Annotated in this window: 17 protein-coding genes; 12 read left to right on the top strand and 5 right to left on the bottom strand. The window is 65.8% G+C overall.

Annotated features, from left to right (window positions below; all coding sequences use genetic code 11):
* Positions 1–126: 126 nt before the first annotated feature.
* From GA0061099_RS00445 to ku, 5 genes are all read right to left on the bottom strand, one after another.
* The gene (locus GA0061099_RS00445) at positions 127–1,722 is read right to left on the bottom strand and encodes an MBL fold metallo-hydrolase (protein WP_036005813.1); all 1,596 of its coding nucleotides are present in this window, start codon (positions 1,720–1,722) and stop codon (positions 127–129) included.
* 3 nt (positions 1,723–1,725) lie between these two features.
* Positions 1,726–3,252, bottom strand: coding sequence for a thymidine phosphorylase family protein (locus GA0061099_RS00440; RefSeq protein WP_036023300.1), 1,527 nt, complete (start codon positions 3,250–3,252; stop codon positions 1,726–1,728).
* A 121-nt stretch (positions 3,253–3,373) separates the two neighbouring features.
* Positions 3,374–3,538, bottom strand: a complete 165-nt coding sequence (locus tag GA0061099_RS00435; protein WP_036005811.1) for a Flp family type IVb pilin — start codon at positions 3,536–3,538, stop codon at positions 3,374–3,376.
* A 259-nt stretch (positions 3,539–3,797) separates the two neighbouring features.
* Positions 3,798–4,034: a hypothetical protein gene (locus GA0061099_RS00430; RefSeq protein WP_036023267.1), complete on the bottom strand. Its 237-nt coding sequence runs from the start codon at positions 4,032–4,034 to the stop codon at positions 3,798–3,800.
* Between the two features lie 59 nt (positions 4,035–4,093).
* Positions 4,094–5,095 (bottom strand): non-homologous end joining protein Ku, encoded by a 1,002-nt coding sequence (ku, locus tag GA0061099_RS00425; RefSeq protein ID WP_036005804.1) that lies wholly within the window; start codon positions 5,093–5,095, stop codon positions 4,094–4,096.
* A gap of 217 nt (positions 5,096–5,312) precedes the next feature.
* Here ku and GA0061099_RS40995 point away from each other — a divergent pair, with 217 nt between their 5' ends.
* From GA0061099_RS40995 to GA0061099_RS00370, 12 genes are all read left to right on the top strand, one after another.
* Positions 5,313–5,468: a hypothetical protein gene (locus GA0061099_RS40995; RefSeq protein WP_167361642.1), complete on the top strand. Its 156-nt coding sequence runs from the start codon at positions 5,313–5,315 to the stop codon at positions 5,466–5,468.
* A 241-nt stretch (positions 5,469–5,709) separates the two neighbouring features.
* Entirely contained in the window at positions 5,710–6,384 is a 675-nt protein-coding gene (locus GA0061099_RS00420; RefSeq protein ID WP_036005801.1) for a response regulator transcription factor, read from the top strand.
* 109 nt (positions 6,385–6,493) lie between these two features.
* The gene (locus GA0061099_RS00415) at positions 6,494–7,870 is read left to right on the top strand and encodes a sensor histidine kinase (protein ID WP_036023269.1); all 1,377 of its coding nucleotides are present in this window, start codon (positions 6,494–6,496) and stop codon (positions 7,868–7,870) included.
* Between the two features lie 161 nt (positions 7,871–8,031).
* The gene (locus GA0061099_RS00410; RefSeq protein WP_036023270.1) at positions 8,032–9,432 is read left to right on the top strand and encodes a hypothetical protein; all 1,401 of its coding nucleotides are present in this window, start codon (positions 8,032–8,034) and stop codon (positions 9,430–9,432) included.
* A 99-nt stretch (positions 9,433–9,531) separates the two neighbouring features.
* Complete coding sequence (locus GA0061099_RS00405; RefSeq protein WP_036005792.1) at positions 9,532–9,801, top strand: hypothetical protein; 270 nt, start codon at positions 9,532–9,534, stop codon at positions 9,799–9,801.
* Positions 9,802–9,932: 131 nt separating this feature from the next.
* On the top strand, positions 9,933–11,039 hold the full coding sequence (gene ccmI / locus GA0061099_RS00400) for a c-type cytochrome biogenesis protein CcmI (RefSeq protein WP_036005789.1): 1,107 nt from the start codon (positions 9,933–9,935) through the stop codon (positions 11,037–11,039).
* Between the two features lie 37 nt (positions 11,040–11,076).
* Positions 11,077–11,586, top strand: coding sequence for a cytochrome c maturation protein CcmE (ccmE, locus tag GA0061099_RS00395; RefSeq protein ID WP_036005786.1), 510 nt, complete (start codon positions 11,077–11,079; stop codon positions 11,584–11,586).
* Positions 11,583–13,565 (top strand): heme lyase CcmF/NrfE family subunit, encoded by a 1,983-nt coding sequence (locus tag GA0061099_RS00390; protein ID WP_036023272.1) that lies wholly within the window; start codon positions 11,583–11,585, stop codon positions 13,563–13,565. The genes ccmE and GA0061099_RS00390 overlap by 4 nt, the downstream gene beginning before the upstream one ends.
* 4 nt (positions 13,566–13,569) lie before the next feature.
* Positions 13,570–14,052 carry a cytochrome c-type biogenesis protein gene (locus tag GA0061099_RS00385; protein WP_036005780.1) on the top strand — a complete coding sequence of 161 codons (483 nt, stop codon included), beginning with the start codon at positions 13,570–13,572 and terminating at the stop codon, positions 14,050–14,052.
* A gap of 112 nt (positions 14,053–14,164) precedes the next feature.
* The gene (locus tag GA0061099_RS00380) at positions 14,165–15,508 is read left to right on the top strand and encodes a methyl-accepting chemotaxis protein (RefSeq protein ID WP_036023275.1); all 1,344 of its coding nucleotides are present in this window, start codon (positions 14,165–14,167) and stop codon (positions 15,506–15,508) included.
* Positions 15,509–15,728: 220 nt separating this feature from the next.
* Entirely contained in the window at positions 15,729–17,309 is a 1,581-nt protein-coding gene (locus GA0061099_RS00375) for a Do family serine endopeptidase (protein WP_036005773.1), read from the top strand.
* Between the two features lie 275 nt (positions 17,310–17,584).
* On the top strand, positions 17,585–18,265 hold the full coding sequence (locus GA0061099_RS00370) for a response regulator transcription factor (RefSeq protein WP_036023302.1): 681 nt from the start codon (positions 17,585–17,587) through the stop codon (positions 18,263–18,265).
* Positions 18,266–18,271 lie beyond the last annotated feature (6 nt).

Here is an 18,271-nt window from a genome sequence, read left to right as displayed (position 1 = left end):
GTTGAGCGATTGACAGCATGGCTCGTCGAGCCCGTTCCGCCGGAGAATATCAGCACCCAGAGGGCCGTCAAAGCGCCGTAGCCTGGATGAAGCGAGGCGCAATCCGGATTATTGTTTCCGCCGGCGCTACGCCGTTTCCTGCAGCGCCCGCCGCAGCCTTCGGATGATGACGCCGCGGGCGCGGTCGTCGGCGGCGGCTGCGACGCGATCGTTGATGTCGAGCATCAGCTCGGACATCTCGTTGTGCCAGTCGAGACGCGTCACGGCCTCCGGCGACAGTCGCCGGCGATGATCGGCGTCGAGCACGCGCGGTTCGGGTGCCGCGAGCTCGAAAGTGTCGTCCAGCATCGGCTGGTAGATCCTGGCCGCGGGAATGATGCGCTCGGCGACGCGCTCGGCCAGGCCCGCAACCGCCGCTTCCTCGCCGTGGACCAGGAACAGCCCGCGCGCGATGGGACGACGCGCCGCGATCCAGCTGGCCATGCCGGCTCCGTCGGCATGGCCCGAATATTCGTCGATCATGCGGATGCGGGCAGCGACCTTGATCTCGTCACCCTGGATGCGGACGGCCTTGGCCCCGTTCTGAAGGAAGCGGCCGAGCGTGCCGTTGGCCTGGAAGCCGGCCAGAAGCACGGTCGCGCGCTCGTTCCACAGCCAGCGCTTCAGATGATGGCGGATCCGGCCCGCATCGCACATGCCGCTCGCGGCGATGATGATGTGAAATCCGGACAGACGCATGATCGCCTTGCTCTCGTCCGCGGTCTCGGTGAATTTCAGATGCGGCGAGTTGAGCAGGCGCGTGGCGTCGACCGACGGATCGAGGCTCTCGGAATGGCGGCGGAACACTTCGGTCGCGCGGATCGCGAGCGGTGAATCAAGGAAAATCGGCGCCGTCGGAATCTCGCGGTGCTCCATCAGGTCGACGAGATCGACGATCAGCTCCTGGGTGCGCTCGACCGCGAAGGCGGGCAGCAGCAGCGCGCCGCCGGCCGCCGCGGCATCGCGCACCTCGGCCGCGAGGTGCTTGCGGCGAAGCGCAGGTGTCGTGGCCTCGCGCACGCGGTCGCCATAGGTCGATTCCGAGATGACGTAGTCGAAATCGCTCGGCGCTTCGGGATCGGGCTGGAGCAGCTTGGCCTCCGGCCCGACGTCGCCGGAGACGAGCACGCGCAGCGGCCGCGCCGCGCCTTGCTCGGCGATTTCCAGCTCGATCGAGGCGGAGCCGAGCAAATGGCCGGCGTTCCAGTAGCGTGCGCGGACGCCGGGGATCACGTCGGTCCAGCGTTCGTAGTCGACGGCGCGGAACGATCGCAGCGATGCGATCGCATCGGCCTGCGTGTAGATCGGCTCGACCTCCTTGCGCCCGCGCGAAGCATTGCGCCGGTTGAGCTGCTTGACCTCCGATTCCTGGATGTTGCCGGCATCGGGCAGCATGTAGGAGCAGAGGTCGATCGTGCCGCGCGTCGCTAGGATCGGCCCCTCGAAGCCCGCGCGCACGAGCTTCGGCAAGAGACCGCTATGGTCGATGTGAGCGTGCGTGAGCAGCACCGCATCGATGTCGGCGGGGCGAAACGGAAAGGCGCGATAATTGAGCTCCTTCAGCGTCTTCTGGCCCTGGAACAATCCGCAATCGACCAGGAAACAGCCGCTTGCGGTCTGGAACAGATAGCTCGAGCCGGTCACGGTGCGGGTGGCACCGCAGAATCGAACGGTGATGCTCATCTGTCATTCTCCGAGGGGCTTGCCGTTGATCGCATAGCCGTCGTCGGCCGCAGTCGCGCTGGCCGCCAAATCGTGCTCCGACCGGCCGAACGTGTAGACGCGATAGAGTGGCTCGCCCTGCTCGACGCGGTCGCCGATCTTCTTGAACAGGCGGATGCCTGCGCCCTTGTCGAGCGGCGCGCCGGCGGTGCGGGCGAGGCGGTTCAGACGCAGGCAGTCGATTGCGGACACGATGCCGTCATGCCTCGCCTCGACGTCGAAGCTGAGCGGTCCGAGCTCGTTGCTGCATGTCGAGGGGCCCTGTGCGTCGATGATCTTCTGCATCTGCTTCAGTGCCGCGCCGCTATCCAGCAGTTCGCGCGCCCGGGCATAGCCGGCCCCGCCGCGCAGCTTGGGATCGTATTCCAAGAGATGGGCGGCGAGCCGGAGCGACTTCTCGCGCAGATCGCGCGGCGCATCCTTGTCATTGCCGAGCACCGCCATGACGTCGTTGGCCTCCAGCACCGGCCCAATGCCGTTGCCGATCGGCTGGCTGCCGTCGGTCGTGATCACCTCGACCGTCCGGCCGAAGCAGTCGCCGACGAATTCGAACAGCTTTCGCAGCCGCATGGCCTCGACGCCGCCGGTGACCTTCGCGGTCGGCCCGACCGGAATGTCGATCAGCAGATGGGTCGAGCCTGCCGCGATCTTCTTGGACATGATGGACGCGACCATCTGCTCGCGAGTATCCAGGCTCAGCGGGCGCTCGACCGAGATCAGGACGTCGTCGGCCGGCGACAGGTTCACGTGCCCGCCCCAGATCAGGCAGCCGTTGCAGGAGGAGACGATCGCCTTCATCTCCTCGACGGAGATATTCACCCGCGCCAGCACCTCCATCGTGTCGGCGGTGCCGGCCGGCGAGGTGATCGCGCGCGAGGAGGTCTTCGGGATCGGCAGGCCATGCGCGGCGACGATCGGCACCACCACCATCGAGGTGCGGTTGCCGGGGATGCCGCCGATGCAATGCTTGTCGACGACGACAGGGGTCGGCCAGACCAATTGCGTGCCGGCCTGCGCCATGGCCCCCGTGAGGGCGAGCAGCTCGTCGCTGGTGATGAAGCTCGCCGACCCGATCAGGAAGGCGGCGATCTCCATGTCGGAGTAGCGATAATGGGCAAGGTCGCTGATGATCGCGCCGATCTCGGCCTGGCTCAGAGTTCGTCCGCGGATCTTCGCACGCACCGCTTCCAGGCTCTCCGGAGGCGAGGCGGGCCTGACCGTGACCTCCGTTCCGACCGCTTCGGCGAAGCGCCGGAACGCAGGCTCGGAGAGGCCGATCTCGTCGGGAGCCGCGAGCGTATCGTCGTCCGTGATCAGCAGGGTCGCCAGCAGAACCTTGCCGCCCTGACGAAGCTCGACGCGGCTGAAACCGCGGAAGATCTCCGCGCGCAGCGCCTTGGAGCGCCTCGAGACGACGACGACGTTCTCACGGCCGGTGTCGAGGCGGACGCGGCGGATCTTCAGTTGGGAATGCGGAAGGTCTGGATGCATGGACGGGCCGGCAGCAGGGAGTCGGACCTCCATGCTTAGACGCCGCCGTCCCGATGCTGTTGACCCAGATCATGGCCCGCCGCTCCGGCGGGCAGCCGCTGCGCAGGCCGTTGGCCGGCGGTTACTTCATCGCCGTGCTGACCGAGTTGAATTTGTTGTTGAGCAGCGCAGCGCCCGTGCTGTTGACGATGGTCACGATTGCCAGAGCGATCCCTGCGGCGATCAGGCCGTACTCGATTGCGGTTGCGCCATTCTCATCGGCAAGGAAGGACCTAAGCAGACGCATTGCCAACTCCTGTTCATCCGATCCGATGGATGGTCGCGTCGTTATCGGACTTGCAAATCGATCGAATAAATCTTCGAGCGCGCCAAAACACGGCGATCGCACCTTACCTCGTACGACGGCATTCATTAAATTAGGGTTCCGTCGATCCGTTCAAATGAAGTCAAACCGACAGCCCGGTGCATTGCCCCCATTGGCTTGACCGCTTAACCGATTGTTGAGCCTGTTCGTCAACGAATAGGCAAGGATGTCTCGATCGCGCTCATCCGCGCCGGCCGTCCGTATTCAGCGCCCGCAACATCGCGATGCGGGCGAACATCACCCAGCCGCCGCCGGTCTCGGCCGCATTGATCAAGGTCTCGATCGCGGTCTGCCAATGCGCCTCGTGCTGGGCGTCCTCGGGCAGCTCCATGATGTAGTCGGCGGCTTCTTGAAGCGTGAGCAGCTTGCGCTTGTTGCTCACGCGAACGGGATCGTCGAACGCCGTCGACCAGGGCATGTCAGGCCGGCCGATCGGCGAGGAGAGACATCACGGCGTGATCGCGGGGCGTGGTGCTGTCAGCCGGCCTTCTTTGCCCGCGCCGGCGCGCGCACCGGCTTGTCGGCGGCCTTCTTCGGCGTGGTCGCAGCCTTCGCCGCAGCGTCCTTGCCGCCCTTGCCTGATATCGGCAGCAGCATCTCGCGCTGGCCCTCGACGCGCTTCTTCGGCTTCTTGGCCTTGGTGTCCTTGGCGGTCTCCTTGTCCGTGTCCCTGGCGACCTTCGCCGCGGGGGCCGCGTCCTTCTCGTTCGCGATGCTCTTCTTCAGCGCGTCCATCAAGCTGATGACGTTGCCGCCGGTCTTCGGTGCGGCCTTGGCGGTGATCGGCATGCCGCTGCGCTTCTTGTTGATGAGATCGATCAGAGCGGTCTCGTAATGATCCTCGAACAGCTCGGGCTCGAACGCGCCGGACTTCTTCTCGACGATGTGCTTGGCGAGGTCGAGCATGTCCCTCGTCAGCTTCACGTCCTGGATGTCGTCGAAATATTCCTTCTCGCTGCGGACCTCGTAGGGGTAGCGCAGCAGCGTGCCCATCAGCCCGTTCTCGAGCGGCTCCAGCGCGATGATGTGCTCGCGGTTGGTCAGCACCACGCGGCCGATCGCGACCTTGTCCATGCTGCGGATGGTCTCGCGGATCACCGCATAGGCGTCGTGGCCGACCTTGCCGTCCGGCACGAGGTAGTAGGGGCGGATCAGATAGCGGTTGTCGATGTCGGCCTTGGGCACGAACTCGTCGATCTCGATCGTGTGGGTGGAATCGAGCGCGATGTCGTCCAGCTCGTCCTTGGTGACCTCGATATAAGTGTCGGTGTCGACCTTGTAGCCCTTGACGATGTCCTCGGACGTCACCTCGTCGCCGGTCTCGGCATCGACCTTGAGATACTTGATGCGGTGGCCGGTCTTGCGGTTGATCTGGTTGAACGAAACCTTCTCCGTATCCGAAGTGGCCGGATAGAGCGCGACCGGGCAGGTCACGAGCGACAGACGCAGAAAACCCTTCCAATTGGCGCGGGGGGCCATGGGCTACTCCAGACGCAACAGCGGACAAGCTTTGAGGATACCATCGCCCAGTTGCGAATCATAGCAACCGCCGGCGCGGAATCTTGCAACGGCGTTAATCGCCGCCTGCGCCGTGTTTGCTGGACCGGAACATCGCCCGAGATGACGCGTTGCCCCGGCAATTCATCGCCGAGGAGGTCGCGGCCATCCGACGCGACAGCCACAGATCGAGGTCACCATGGCAACCAGGCGAGAGCAGAACCGGATCGTCGAAACTCCGACCGAGGCACGCCAGGGCGAGCCCGGACCATCGGTGGCGGCGCTGCTCGCCATCTCGACCGGGCTTGCGATCCTGATCCTCGCCGTCGTCTGGTTCGTGTTCTTCCGGACCTGACGGCCGGATCAGCACGCCGGCACCTTCCGGCTCGCCGCGCGATGCGGCACGTTGCGCCCACCATGCCACCGGCTCCTCCGGCGGCATGGTGGGCGCAGTCGCATTTGCGCGCGCCGGGTCGTATATGACCAAAAAGTAACGTAGCCCGGTTCCCTGCGTTCATATTCAGTTCACGCCGGAATTGCTCATCTGTGGCGGTGTTCATGTCGCCTGTTCTTGCAGCCTATCCTTGGAGAGAAGCGTGCGCCTGCTCGTTGTTGAGGACGACCCCGATCTCAATCGCCAGCTCACCAAGGCGCTGACCGACGCCGGCTATGTCGTCGATCGGGCTTTCGACGGGGAGGAGGGGCACTATCTCGGCGACAACGAGCCGTATGACGCCGTGGTGCTCGATATCGGCCTGCCGAAGAAGGACGGCATCTCGGTGCTGGAAGCCTGGCGCCGCAACGGCCGCACCATGCCGGTCCTGATCCTCACTGCACGCGACCGCTGGAGCGACAAGGTGCAGGGCTTCGATGCCGGCGCCGACGACTACGTCGCAAAGCCGTTCCACCTCGAGGAGGTGCTGGCGCGCATCCGCGCCCTGCTGCGCCGCTCCACCGGCCATGCCCAGAGCGAATTGACCTGCGGCCCGGTTACGCTCGACACCCGAACCGGCCGGGTCAGCGTGTCGGGCAATCCCATCAAGATGACCTCGCACGAATATCGGCTTCTGGCCTACTTGATGCACCATTCCGGGCGGGTGGTCTCGCGCACCGAGCTGGTCGAGCATCTCTACGACCAGGATTTCGACCGCGACTCCAACACCATCGAGGTCTTCGTCGGCCGCATCCGCAAGAAGCTCGACGTCGACATCATCCAGACCGTCCGCGGCCTGGGCTATCTCCTGACCCCGCCGCCGGCCCCGGGCGCCTGAGGCGTTCCGGCCTTTGAAGTATCTTGGCTTGACGGGAGGCCGAACAGGGCCCTTGGTCCGGTCATGACGTCCGACCACCTGCCATCCTGCGCCGCCCGGGATCATTCCGATGGCCGCTAGCTCGCTTGCGAACCGACTGTTCCTGTCGGCGACCGCCTGGCTCGTGGTGATCCTGGCCATCACAGGCGTGGTGCTGTCGTCGGTCTACAAGAACGCCACCGAGCGCGCCTTCGACCGCCGGCTCAATCTCTATCTGCGCACCCTCATCGCCGAGGTCGCAACGCCCGACGAGCCGCCGGACCGCCAGTTCCAGTCGCTTGGCGAGCCCCTGTTCGACCTGCCGCTGTCCGGCTGGTACTGGCAGATCACGCGGACCGACACCGAAAAGCTGGAAGTGCGCTCCTCGCGCTCGCTTTGGGACAAGAAGCTGCCGAAGCTCGAAGAGCAGGGTGCCGAGCTCACCGCCGCCGGCATCCGCCTCGCCTATGTCGACGGGCCGGAAGGGCAGAATCTGCGCATGGTTGAACGGCCGGTCGATCTCGGTGCCGACGGCAAATTTCTGGTCAGCGTCGCCGGGGACGATACCGAGATTTTCGACGAGACACGCAGCTTCGACTACTATCTCGGCGGCACCTTCACGGCGCTCGGCATCGTGCTGCTGCTGACGACCGTGTTCCAGGTCCGTTTCGGCCTTGCACCGCTCAAGCGCATCTCGGACGCGATCGCCGACATCCGCTCCGGGCGGGCGGAACGGCTCGAGGGTGAATTCCCGGTCGAGATCGCGCCGCTGGCGCGCGAGACCAACGCGCTGATCGACGCCAATCGCGAGATCGTCGAGCGGGCGCGCACCCATGTCGGCAATCTCGCTCATGCGATCAAGACGCCGCTTTCGGTCATCGTCAACGAAGCCAGCGCGCATGCCGCCGATCCGTTCGCGGAGAAGGTGATGGAGCAGGCGGATGTGATGCGCGATCAGGTCGCCCATCATCTGGAGCGCGCCCGCATCGCGGCACGGGTCTCAGTGGTCGCGACCGTGACGGAGGTGGCGCCTGCCATCGAGGGACTGCGGCGGACCATGGAGAAGATCCATCGCGACCGCGGCATCGTGGTCGAGGCCAAGGCCGATCCATCCGCCAAGTTCCGGGGCGAGCGGCAGGATCTTGAGGAGATGGTCGGCAATCTCGTCGACAATGCCTGCAAATGGGCGGCCTCCCGCGTCCTCATTGATGTCCTCGTCGAGCCGCCACAGCGGGCCGGCGCCGGCCCGCGTTTGCGGGTCATCGTCGACGACGACGGCCGCGGCCTATCGGAAGCCGAGCGCGCCCAGGTCGCCCGGCGCGGCAAGCGCCTCGACGAGTCCAAGCCCGGGTCGGGACTGGGGCTGTCGATCGTGACCGACCTCGCGGCCCTCTATGGTGGCAGCCTTTCGCTCGGCAGCGCCCCGACTGGGGGTCTGCGCGCCGAGCTGGTTCTTCCCGGACTATAATCCCTTGTTTCGACGACAATTTCCGGCGCGGCCGAGGCTCCTCCAGCGAAGCATGGGAGGCATTCGAGGCAGCTTCCTAAACGGCTTCTTAAGTCGGGACCCTCTATGATCGCGCCGGACCCATCCCATGTCCGCCATTTTACCGTGCATTACCCGGGCGCATGAGCCAGACATCGATCGAGCGGCTGAGGGAATATCTCGCGCAGCTCCCGCCGCAGTCGCAGGCACTGCTGATGCGGGAGTTCGAGCGTGCGCTGGAGCGCGGCCAGGACACGGCGGTGGCCACCCTCGTGCTCGAGCAGCTGCGCAAGATCGTCCGCAAGAGCGAGGCCGACGAGGCTTTGCCGCCGCGCACGGACGATCTGTCGCGGCTCCTATTCCAGGTGTTGGAACCGTTCCTCGTCGAAGCGGGCACTCCTGTCAGGGCCGGCCAGATTCGCCGCTCCTCGCTGCAGCCGATCTGGCAGTGGCTTGGCCGTGACGGCGCACCGGACAAGGTGAACGAATTCGAGGCGGCGCTGGCGCGCATGCCGGCGGACAGTGCTGGGCAGGTCGAAGCCCTGGCGCAGAAGCTTCAGGCGGTGGCCGCGGACGCCATCTTCGAGCTGACGGGGCCGGGCGGCGGCGACAAGTCGCGGGCGCTGGCCCGGGTCGGACCGCCCAACGTGATCGAGGATCTCTATTCGATCGGTGCGGTGCTCCAGGTCCGGGACGCCATTGCGACATTGAACGAGAAATTACCGCGCACCTTGCGGGCCTTCGGGGATTCCCAGATCGCCTCGGTGACGTCGGCGCTCAACATTCCGGCGCTTCAGACGCCGCAGATGCTGCCTTTCGCCTTGTCGATCGTCGTGCAGCGGATGACCGCGCCCTGGCAGATCATCCGCCTTGCGGTCAAGATAGCGGCGTCCGATGACGAGATCCGCGTCGCGGCGACGCCCTACGGTATGGCCGTCACGATGGCCCTGCACGATTTGTCCTGCGTCGCCGCGGTCCTGCGCATGGACATCAAGCGCGGCCATTTCGACAATGTCGCCGGCAACCTCAAGACGCTGCACGACGGCGTGCGCGGACTGCGCACCGAGCTCGACCTGCGCAACGATTCGACCTGGGGCAAGCAACTGACGTCGATCCGGGCCGACATCTCCAATGCGCTGCAGTCCGAGATCGACAGCGTTCCCGGCCGCGTCCGCCGCATCCTGCGCCAGCGCCCCGAAAAGGACATTCCGCCGGGCGCGCGGATCGACAGCACCGAGGTCGAGGAAACGGTGGCACTGATCGACTTCGTCGCGACGTGCCGCAACTATGCGAGCGAGCTTGCGATCAACGAGGTGACGCTGCGTACCTTTTCCGATCTCCAGCAATATGTGGAACGGTCGACCGAGCAGCTGGTGCAGTCGCTGCGTGCCGCCGATCACAAGGTCCGCACCTATCGGCAGCAGCAGGTGCAGGCCGCGATCCGCTTCTGCCAGGTGCTGTTCGGCGACGATTACGCCTCATTGATGAGCCGGGCCGCCGAAAATGCACTCACGGGCGAACGCAAATCGTCGCGCGCAGGCTAATCGGCGCGCATTTTTTCTGATCACAATTTTAAGTTGACGACACCGATGGCGCACCGTACTTTCGCGGGTGCAAGTCTGGAAATTTCCATCTGTAGGCGCATGAAACCGGTCATCAGCTCGATTGAAATTGAGAACCGCGTCATCGTTGCCAAGTATCAACGGCTGATGGTTGGAGCCAAGGTGGTGCTGGTCGAGAAGGCCAGCGATCGGCAGCTGCCCGAGACCGCCACCAGGGTTGCATCTCGGGTTCCGGTCGGAGCGCTGCGCATCAGATTGCCGGATGCAATCAAGCCGGGAACATACTTCCTGAAGGCCTTCGACGGGCACGGCGAGCAGGCCGCGCAAAGTATCGACTTCGAGATCGGCTAAGCCGTTGGATTTTCACCTTTTCGGCACTACATGCGGTTGCGCCGCCTTGACAATTGTCAATTGCCGCATCGTCCGGCCGTGGTGTAAAGGCACCTACAGGCGCGGTTCGGGCGCCGCCGGAAGCTTGCCAGATGACGCTATGGTTCGTGTTCGCGCTGATGACGGTCGCGGCGATTTTCGCCGTGCTCTTGCCGCTTGGCCGCACCAGCCGCGCACAAGATCAGGGCAGCGAGGTCGCGGTCTACAAGGACCAGCTCGCCGAAATTGAGCGTGATCTCGCCGCAGGGTTGATCTTGGCGCCGGAGGCGGAGGCTGCGCGCGTCGAGGTTAGCCGCAGGCTGCTCGCGGCGGCGGCCAGCGAGCCGGCAACGGCGCCGAAGTCGAACCTCAAATGGCGCCGTGCGGCGGCCGTGCTGGCGCTTGCCGGACTGCCGCTCATCGCGGCCGGCGTCTACATGCCACTCGGCTCGCCCCGGCTGCAGGACTTTCCCCTTGCGCAGCGGGAGCGCGGGGGTGGCATGGCGCAGTCGCTCGAGAACCTCGTCGTGCAGGTCGAGCAGCATCTTGAGAAGAATCCGACGGACGGGCGCGGCTGGAACGTGCTCGCGCCGGTTCTGGAGCGGCTCGGCCGCTTCGACGACGCGGTGCGCGCCTATCGCAACTCGCTCACCTACAATGGCGAAAGCGCGGAGCGCAGGTCCGATCTCGGCGAAGCGATCTCGGCTGCCGCCGGCGGCGTGGTGACCGCCGAGGCCAAGGCCGAATTCGAGCGCGCACACGCCTTGAACGCCGACGATCCCAAGGCGAATTACTTTCTGGGCCTTGCCGCCGAGCAGGACGGCCGCAAGGACGACGCGGCCAATATCTGGCGCGCGCTGCTTGCGAAAGCGCCTGCGGATGCGCCGTGGCGTGCCCTGGTGCAGTCCTCGCTGGCGCGGGTCGGTGGCGGCGGCACGCTGCCGGCGCTGTCCGACGAGACGATTGCTGCCTCCAAGGACATGGCCGAAACCGATCGCAACGCCATGGTGCGCGGCATGGTCGATCGTCTCGCGACGCGGCTGAAACAGAACGGCGACGATGTCGAGGGCTGGCTGCGCCTGGTGCGCGCCTATCTGGTGATGGGCGAGCGTGACAAGGCAATGGGCGCTTCGGCCGATGCCCGGCAGGCGGTTGCCAGCAACGCCGAGCGGCTGCGCCAGCTCAACGAAGGCCTGAAGACTCTCGGGATCGGCGGATGATGATTTCGGGACGAGAGATGCGGAGAACGGATACGCCATGACGCGCAAGCAGCGACGTATGACCATCATCGGCGGATCGCTCGCCGTGCTCGCGCTCGCCGCCGCGCTGGTGCTCAACGCGCTGCGCGACTCCATCGTGTTCTTCTCGACCCCGACCATGGTCGCCGAGAAGCATGTCGAGCCCGGCAAGCGGTTTCGCCTCGGCGGCTTGGTGCAGCCCGGCTCGCTCCAGCGCGGCGACAATCTCGCGGTGACGTTCGAGGTCGCCGACGGCAACGCCAAGCTGCCGGTCGCCTTCAAAGGCATTCTGCCCGACCTATTTCGCGAAGGGCAGGGCGTCGTGGCGGAAGGCGCACTCGATGCCAACGGCGTGTTCAAGGCCGATACCGTCCTTGCCAAGCACGACGAGACCTACATGCCCAAGGACGTCGCCGATGCCCTGAAGAAGCAGGGGCACTGGAAGGACGATTACGGCGCCCAAGCTTCTGGCGCTGCCAAACCCGCGGCGACGACCGCCCAGGGCAATCCGCAGGGAGCGGTGCGGTGATCGCGGAATCAGGACATTACGCGCTGGTGCTGGCGCTCGCCCTCGCACTGATCCAGTCCGTCGTGCCGCTGGTCGGTGCGCGCCTTGGCGACGCCGCCCTGATGAACGTGGCGCGCTCCACCGCGCTCGCGCAGCTGCTGTTCGTCGGCGCCTCGTTCACCGCGCTGGTGATGCTGCACGTGAACTCGGATTTCTCCGTCGCCAACGTCTACGAGAATTCCCACTCGATGAAGCCGCTGCTCTACAAGATTACCGGCGTGTGGGGAAACCATGAAGGCTCGATGCTGCTGTGGGTGTTGATCCTCGCGCTGTTCGGCGGCTTGGTCGCCAGCTTCGGCAATAATCTGCCGCTCTCGCTGCGCGCGCATGTGCTGGCTGTGCAGGCCTGGGTCGCCAGCGCGTTCTACCTCTTCATCCTGATGACATCGAACCCGTTCCTGCGCATCGCGAGCCCCCCGATCGAGGGACGCGATCTCAATCCCGTGCTCCAGGACATCGGTCTCGCCGTGCACCCGCCGATGCTCTATCTCGGCTATGTCGGCTTCTCGATCTCGTTCTCCTTCGCGATCGCGGCGCTGATGGAGGGACGGATCGATGCGGCCTGGGCGCGCTGGGTGCGGCCCTGGACGCTGGTCGCCTGGATCTTCCTGACCCTCGGCATCGCCATGGGCTCGTATTGGGCCTATTACGAGCTCGGCTGGGGCGGCTGGTGGTTCTGGGATCCGGTGGAGAACGCTTCGCTGATGCCCTGGCTCGCCGGCACCGCGCTATTGCATTCGGCGCTGGTGATGGAGAAGCGCAACGCGCTGAAGGTCTGGACCATCCTGCTCTCGATCCTGACCTTCTCGCTGTCGCTGCTCGGCACCTTTCTGGTGCGCTCGGGCGTCATCACCTCGGTGCACGCCTTCGCCACCGATCCGACCCGCGGCGTGTTCATCCTCTTGATCCTGTGCCTGTTCATCGGCGGCAGCCTGTCGCTGTTCGCGGGCCGCGCCACCTCGCTGAAGCAGGGCGGCCTGTTCGCGCCGATCTCGCGCGAGGGCGCGCTAGTGCTGAACAATCTGCTGCTCACCGTGGCCTGCGCGGTGGTGCTGTTCGGCACGCTCTATCCGCTCGCGATGGAGATGCTCGCCGATTTCAAGATGTCGGTCGGCGCACCCTTCTACAATCTGAGCTTCGCGCCGCTGTTCGCGCTGCTGCTGCTCGCGGTGCCGTTCGGGCCGATGCTGGCGTGGAAGCGCGGCGACCTGCTCGGCGTGATGCAACGTCTGCTCGCGGCCGGCGTTGCCGGACTGGTCGTGGTCGCCATCGTCTGGGCCTGGGTGCGGGGCGGCAGCGCGCTGGCGCCGCTCGCGATCGGCCTCGGCGTCTTCGTCATCGCCGGCGCGGTCACCGATCTGGTCGAGCGGACGGGCCTGGTGCGCCTACCGTTCGCGACGGTGCTGCACCGGGCGCGCGGCCTGCCGCGCTCGGCCTGGGGCACCGCGTTCGCGCATGCCGGCCTCGGCGTTGCGCTGATCGGGATCGTCTGCGAGACCACCTGGAACAGCGAATACGTCGCGACCATGAAGCCGAACGAGACTGCCCATGTCGCCGGCTACGATCTGAAGCTCGACGGGCTATTTCAACGCCAGGGCCCGAACTACCGCGAGATGATCGCAGAGTTCAAGATCAGCCGCGATGGCGAGGCGGTCACGGTGATGACGCCGTCCAAGCGCAGCTTCACCACCCGCGGCTCCTCGACGACGGAGGCCGCGCTGTTGACCAGCGGCGCGAGCCAGCTCTACGTCTCGCTCGGCGACGCCACCGCCGAAGGCGCCATCGCCGTGCGCATCTATCACAAGCCGCTGGTTCTCCTGATCTGGTGGGGACCGGTGCTGATGGCGTTCGGCGGCGTGCTCTCACTCTCCGACCGCCGTCTGCGGGTCGGCGCGCCGAAGCCGGCGCGGGCCAAGCAGCGCCTCCAGCCCGCGGAATGACCCGATGCGCCGGATGATGGCCGCGTTCATCGCGTTGGTGTTGCTGGCTTTGCCGGCGGCCCACGCCGTGCAGCCCGACGAGATCATGCCGGATCCGGTGAAGGAATCGCGCGCGCGCGAATTGTCGCGCGAGCTTCGCTGCATGGTTTGCCAGAATCAGTCGATCGACGATTCCGATGCGCCGCTGGCACGCGATCTCAGACTGCTGGTGCGCGAGCGCATCGCGGCCGGCGACAGCAATTCGCAGGTGCTCGATTTCCTGGTGGCGCGGTACGGCGAGTTCGTGCTGCTCAAGCCGCGCTTCGAGCTGCAGACCCTGCTGCTGTGGCTGCTCGGGCCGGTGCTGCTGATCGGCGGCGGCCTGGCGCTGTGGCTGCAAATCCGCCGCCGCTCGCGAACTGGTGTGGACGTACCGGCACCGCCGCTCACGCCCGACGAGAAGGCACGGCTCGCGGCCTTGATGTCGGACGAACCCAAATCGCCCTGAAGCCGTCTACGTCGTGCCACGCAGTGCGCGGCGACGGCTGCGTGGTTCATGCTAAATTGACCTTTGTCTGGAAGCTTGTCGCGAGATTTGATTCCAGCTCCTGAGTCCCCCGATGTTCGCGAACAGCAATCTGACGATCCGCTTCCTGGTCGGCGCCGTCGTCGCTGCGTTATTGTTCCTGCTTGGCATCGGCGGCGGCACCGGCTTCATCGCGGTCCTCTATCTCAACAACGAGATCACCAGCCTGTCCTCGAACTTCGCCGCGCTGAGCGGCCCGGCGCGCGACCATGCCATGCAGATCTACCAGCAGGCGCAGACCGCGTTTTCTTATTTCCTGGTCGCCTGCGGCGTGATCGCCGTCGTCGCTTTCGCGATCTGCTTCACCACCTGGTTCGCCGTGCGCAACGGCATCCTCAATCCCCTCGCGGCCATCGTGCATGCCATGCGCGAGGTTGCCGACCAGAAGTTCGAGACATCAGTTCCGGGGCTCGGCCGCACCAACGAGATCGGCCTGCTCGCCGGTGCGCTGGAGGTGTTCAAGACCAACGGCATCGAGCGGCGCCGCCTCTCCGAGCAGCAGCTGCATGAAGCGCAGCACCAGGCCGAGCGGTCGAAATTCCTCGATAACAGGATCAAGCGCTTCAACGATCTCGTCGCCAGTGTCGTCGCCAGCGTGGCGTCATCGGCCGTGCATCTGAAGACCAACGCGGAGACGCTGTCGCGGACCGCCAACGACACCAGCACCAAGGCCAATGCGGTCGCGAGCGCGGCGAGCCGGGCCAGCGCCAGCGTGCAGACGGTTGCAGGGTCCGCCGAGGCGATGACGAACTCGATCGGCACGATCAGCCGCCGCGTCACGGACGCGACCCAGCGCGCCGAAGGCGCTGCAAGCCAGGCGGAGAAGAGCCGCGATACCATTCACACGCTGTCGGATGCCGCCGAAAAGATCGGTGAGGTCGTCCAGCTCGTCCAGGCGATCGCATCGCAGACCAATCTCCTGGCGCTCAACGCCACCATCGAGGCGGCACGGGCCGGCGAAGCGGGCAAGGGGTTTGCGGTGGTCGCCTCGGAAGTGAAGAACCTGGCGCATCAGACCAGCAAGGCGACGGAGGAGATAACCTCGCACGTCGCCAGCATTCAGGGCATCACCGCGGAGACCCGCGGCGCGATCGACGGCATTTCCAGGACGCTGTCGGAGATCTCGTCGATCATGTCGGGCATCGAGGTCGACACCGCCCAGCAGCGCAACGCCACACAGGAGATCACGCGCAGCGCCCAGGACGCCGCGCGCGGAACCCTCGACGTCTCCAACCATATCGTCCAGATCACCTCCACCTCGGCCGAGACCGGCCGCATGGCGGCCGAAGCCAGGGATTCGGCCGTCGATCTGTCGCGGCAGGCCGAGACCTTGAAGCGCGAAGTCGACGAGTTCATCGTCAGTGTCAGGGCGAGCTGAGGGCCAGAATTCGCGCCTGCCGCCTTGTTGGGGGAACTCGATTAAGTTCCTGTAAGACCACGATTTTTGGCCTGTGCTAAACTGCCGCATCGGCCTCGACCATCATTACGAAAGTTTAACCCCGCCGCCAGCGCGCGGTAAGGCGGGAGTCCCCATCTTCAGGTCCGCAAGGTGCCGGCATCCGGCACCAACAGGAATTCAGGGCTCTGGAGATTTCCGCATGAACGATCGTATCGACCTTTCGAACCTCCCGTCCTACCGGCAGCCGCGCCGGTCGGTGTTTTCCGCGCGCAAGCTCGCGCTGATGGCTTCCGTCGTCGCCGGTCTCGGCGCGGCCGTCTATGGCTTCAGCCCGTCGACCTCGCCGGCCGACCTGTTCTCCAGCCCGGCGCATGCGCAGGTCAACAACGAGGTCCGCAAGGTCGAGCGTCCGGTCGGATTCGCCGACGTCGTCGAGCGCGTGAAGCCTTCGGTGATCTCGGTCAAGGTCAACATGAAGGAGAAGACCGCCAGCAATGACGACGGCGACGATTCCTCCTCGCCGTTCCAGCCGGGCTCGCCGATGGAGCGCTTCTTCCGCCGCTTCGGTGGTCCGGATGGTTTGCCCCCCGGCCTGAAGGGCGGCCGTGGCCGCGTCGTGCAGGGGCAGGGCTCCGGCTTTTTCATCTCGGCTGACGGCTATGCCGTGACCAACAACCACGTGGTCGATGGCGCCGACAAGGTCGAGGTTACCACCGACGACGGCAAGACCTACACCGCCAAGGTGATCGGCACCGACCAGCGCACCGACCTCGCGCTGATCAAGGTCGAAGGCAGCACGAACTTCCCGTTCGCCAAGCTCGCCGACAGCAAACCGCGGATCGGCGACTGGGTGCTCGCGGTCGGCAATCCCTTCGGTCTCGGCGGCACCGTGACCGCGGGCATCGTCTCGGCGAGCGGCCGCGACATCGGCAACGGCCCGTATGACGATTTCATCCAGATCGACGCGCCCGTGAACAAGGGTAATTCCGGCGGTCCGGCCTTCGACACCAACGGCGAGGTGATGGGCGTCAACACCGCGATCTACTCGCCCTCCGGCGGCAGCGTCGGCATCGCGTTCTCGATCCCGGCCAACACCGTCAAGAGCGTGGTTGCGCAGCTCAAGGACAAGGGCTCGGTCAGCCGCGGCTGGATCGGCGTCCAGATCCAGCCCGTCACCTCCGACATCGCCGACAGCCTCGGCATGAAGAAGGCCGAAGGCGCGCTGGTGGCGGAGCCGCAGGCCAACGGTCCGGCCGCGAAGGCCGGCATCGAGTCCGGCGACGTGATCACCGCGGTCAACGGCGACCCCGTCAAGGATGCCCGCGAGCTCGCCCGCACGATCGGCGGCATGGCGCCCGGCGCGTCCGTGAAGCTCAATGTGCTGCACAAGGGCCAGGACAAGGTCGTCAACCTCACCCTCGGCCAGTTGCCGAATACGGTCGAGGCCAAGGCCGATACCGACAAGGACAGCGGCAAGGGCGCCAGCAAGGGCACCGACGTGCCGAAGCTCGGCATGACCGTTGCGCCGGCCAATTCCGTGGCCGGTGCCGGCAAGGAAGGCGTCGTGGTCACCGAGGTCGATCCGAAGAGCGCGGCGGCCGAACGCGGCTTCAAGGAAGGCGACGTGATCCTCGAGGTCGGTGGCAAGAGCGTGGCGACCGCCGGCGAAGTCCGCGACGCCATCAATGCGGCGCGGACCGACAACAAGAACAGCGTCCTGATGCGCGTGAAGAGCGGCGGCCAGTCGCGCTTCGTCGCGGTGCCCATCGCCAAGGGCTGAGGCCTTCAGGAGGCCCACGAGATGAAGGGTACCGCCGGCATCAGTCGCCCCCGCCGCCGGTGCCCTTCGGGGAAGCAGCGCAACGCTGGCTTCCCTCATCTACCTTCCGGTGGAATTACGCCCCCCTCCGTCGGAAGGCCTAGGGCGGTGAGGTCCCCCCAGCCTCACCGCCCGCCTTTTTCCCGCTTCGAGCCTCTCCTGCTCGGCTTGCATGCGGTTGTCGCTCGCGCCATGTTTAGAGAAGGTTGACCTCCTTGACCGCCGCCGAACGCACGATGCGCCTCCTCATCATCGAAGACGACCGTGAATCCGCCGATTACCTCGCCAAGGCGTTTCGCGAAGTCGGACACATCGCCGACCACGCCGCCGACGGCGAGGAAGGCCTCGCCATGGCAGAGAACGGCGAATACGACGTGCTGGTGGTCGACCGCATGCTGCCCAAGCGCGACGGGCTGTCGCTGATCGGCGCATTGCGCGACAAGGGCAATACGACGCCGGTGCTGATTCTCTCCGCGCTCGGGCAGGTCGATGACCGCATCAAGGGTCTGCGCGCGGGCGGCGACGATTATCTGCCGAAGCCCTATTCCTTCGCCGAGCTGCTGGCCCGCGTCGAAGTGCTGTCGCGCCGCCGCGGCGGTCCCGCCGAGGAGACGCTTTATCGCGTCGGCGATCTCGAGCTCGACCGGCTCTCGCATCGCGTCGCCCGCGGCAAGGACGAGCTGACGCTGCAGCCGCGCGAATTTCGCTTGCTCGAATATTTGATGAAGCACGCCGGCCAGGTGGTGACGCGCACCATGCTGCTGGAGAACGTCTGGGACTATCATTTCGATCCGCAGACCAACGTCATCGACGTGCACATCTCGCGGCTGCGCTCCAAGATCGACAAGGGCTTCGAGCGCCCGCTGCTGCACACGATCCGCGGCGCCGGATACATGATCCGTGACGGCATGAGATAGGGCGTT

The sequence above is a fragment of the Bradyrhizobium yuanmingense genome (assembly GCF_900094575.1).
GTDB lineage: Bacteria > Pseudomonadota > Alphaproteobacteria > Rhizobiales > Xanthobacteraceae > Bradyrhizobium > Bradyrhizobium yuanmingense.
Note: the sequence above shows the minus strand (reverse complement) of the source record. Positions and strands in the feature narration are given on the sequence as shown.

Excerpts from the sequence above, each read along its gene's own strand:
- GA0061099_RS00445 (WP_036005813.1), bottom strand. The coding sequence starts at position 1,722 with ATGAGCATCACCGTTCGATTCTGCGGTGCCACCCGCACCGTGACCGGC.
- GA0061099_RS00440 (WP_036023300.1), bottom strand. The coding sequence starts at position 3,252 with ATGCATCCAGACCTTCCGCATTCCCAACTGAAGATCCGCCGCGTCCGC.
- GA0061099_RS00435 (WP_036005811.1), bottom strand. The coding sequence starts at position 3,538 with ATGCGTCTGCTTAGGTCCTTCCTTGCCGATGAGAATGGCGCAACCGCA.
- GA0061099_RS00430 (WP_036023267.1), bottom strand. The coding sequence starts at position 4,034 with ATGCCCTGGTCGACGGCGTTCGACGATCCCGTTCGCGTGAGCAACAAG.
- ku (WP_036005804.1), bottom strand. The coding sequence starts at position 5,095 with ATGGCCCCCCGCGCCAATTGGAAGGGTTTTCTGCGTCTGTCGCTCGTG.
- GA0061099_RS40995 (WP_167361642.1), top strand. The coding sequence starts at position 5,313 with ATGGCAACCAGGCGAGAGCAGAACCGGATCGTCGAAACTCCGACCGAG.
- GA0061099_RS00415 (WP_036023269.1), top strand. The coding sequence starts at position 6,494 with ATGGCCGCTAGCTCGCTTGCGAACCGACTGTTCCTGTCGGCGACCGCC.
- GA0061099_RS00410 (WP_036023270.1), top strand. The coding sequence starts at position 8,032 with ATGAGCCAGACATCGATCGAGCGGCTGAGGGAATATCTCGCGCAGCTC.
- GA0061099_RS00405 (WP_036005792.1), top strand. The coding sequence starts at position 9,532 with ATGAAACCGGTCATCAGCTCGATTGAAATTGAGAACCGCGTCATCGTT.
- ccmI (WP_036005789.1), top strand. The coding sequence starts at position 9,933 with ATGACGCTATGGTTCGTGTTCGCGCTGATGACGGTCGCGGCGATTTTC.
- ccmE (WP_036005786.1), top strand. The coding sequence starts at position 11,077 with ATGACGCGCAAGCAGCGACGTATGACCATCATCGGCGGATCGCTCGCC.
- GA0061099_RS00385 (WP_036005780.1), top strand. The coding sequence starts at position 13,570 with ATGCGCCGGATGATGGCCGCGTTCATCGCGTTGGTGTTGCTGGCTTTG.
- GA0061099_RS00380 (WP_036023275.1), top strand. The coding sequence starts at position 14,165 with ATGTTCGCGAACAGCAATCTGACGATCCGCTTCCTGGTCGGCGCCGTC.
- GA0061099_RS00375 (WP_036005773.1), top strand. The coding sequence starts at position 15,729 with ATGAACGATCGTATCGACCTTTCGAACCTCCCGTCCTACCGGCAGCCG.
- GA0061099_RS00370 (WP_036023302.1), top strand. The coding sequence starts at position 17,585 with ATGCGCCTCCTCATCATCGAAGACGACCGTGAATCCGCCGATTACCTC.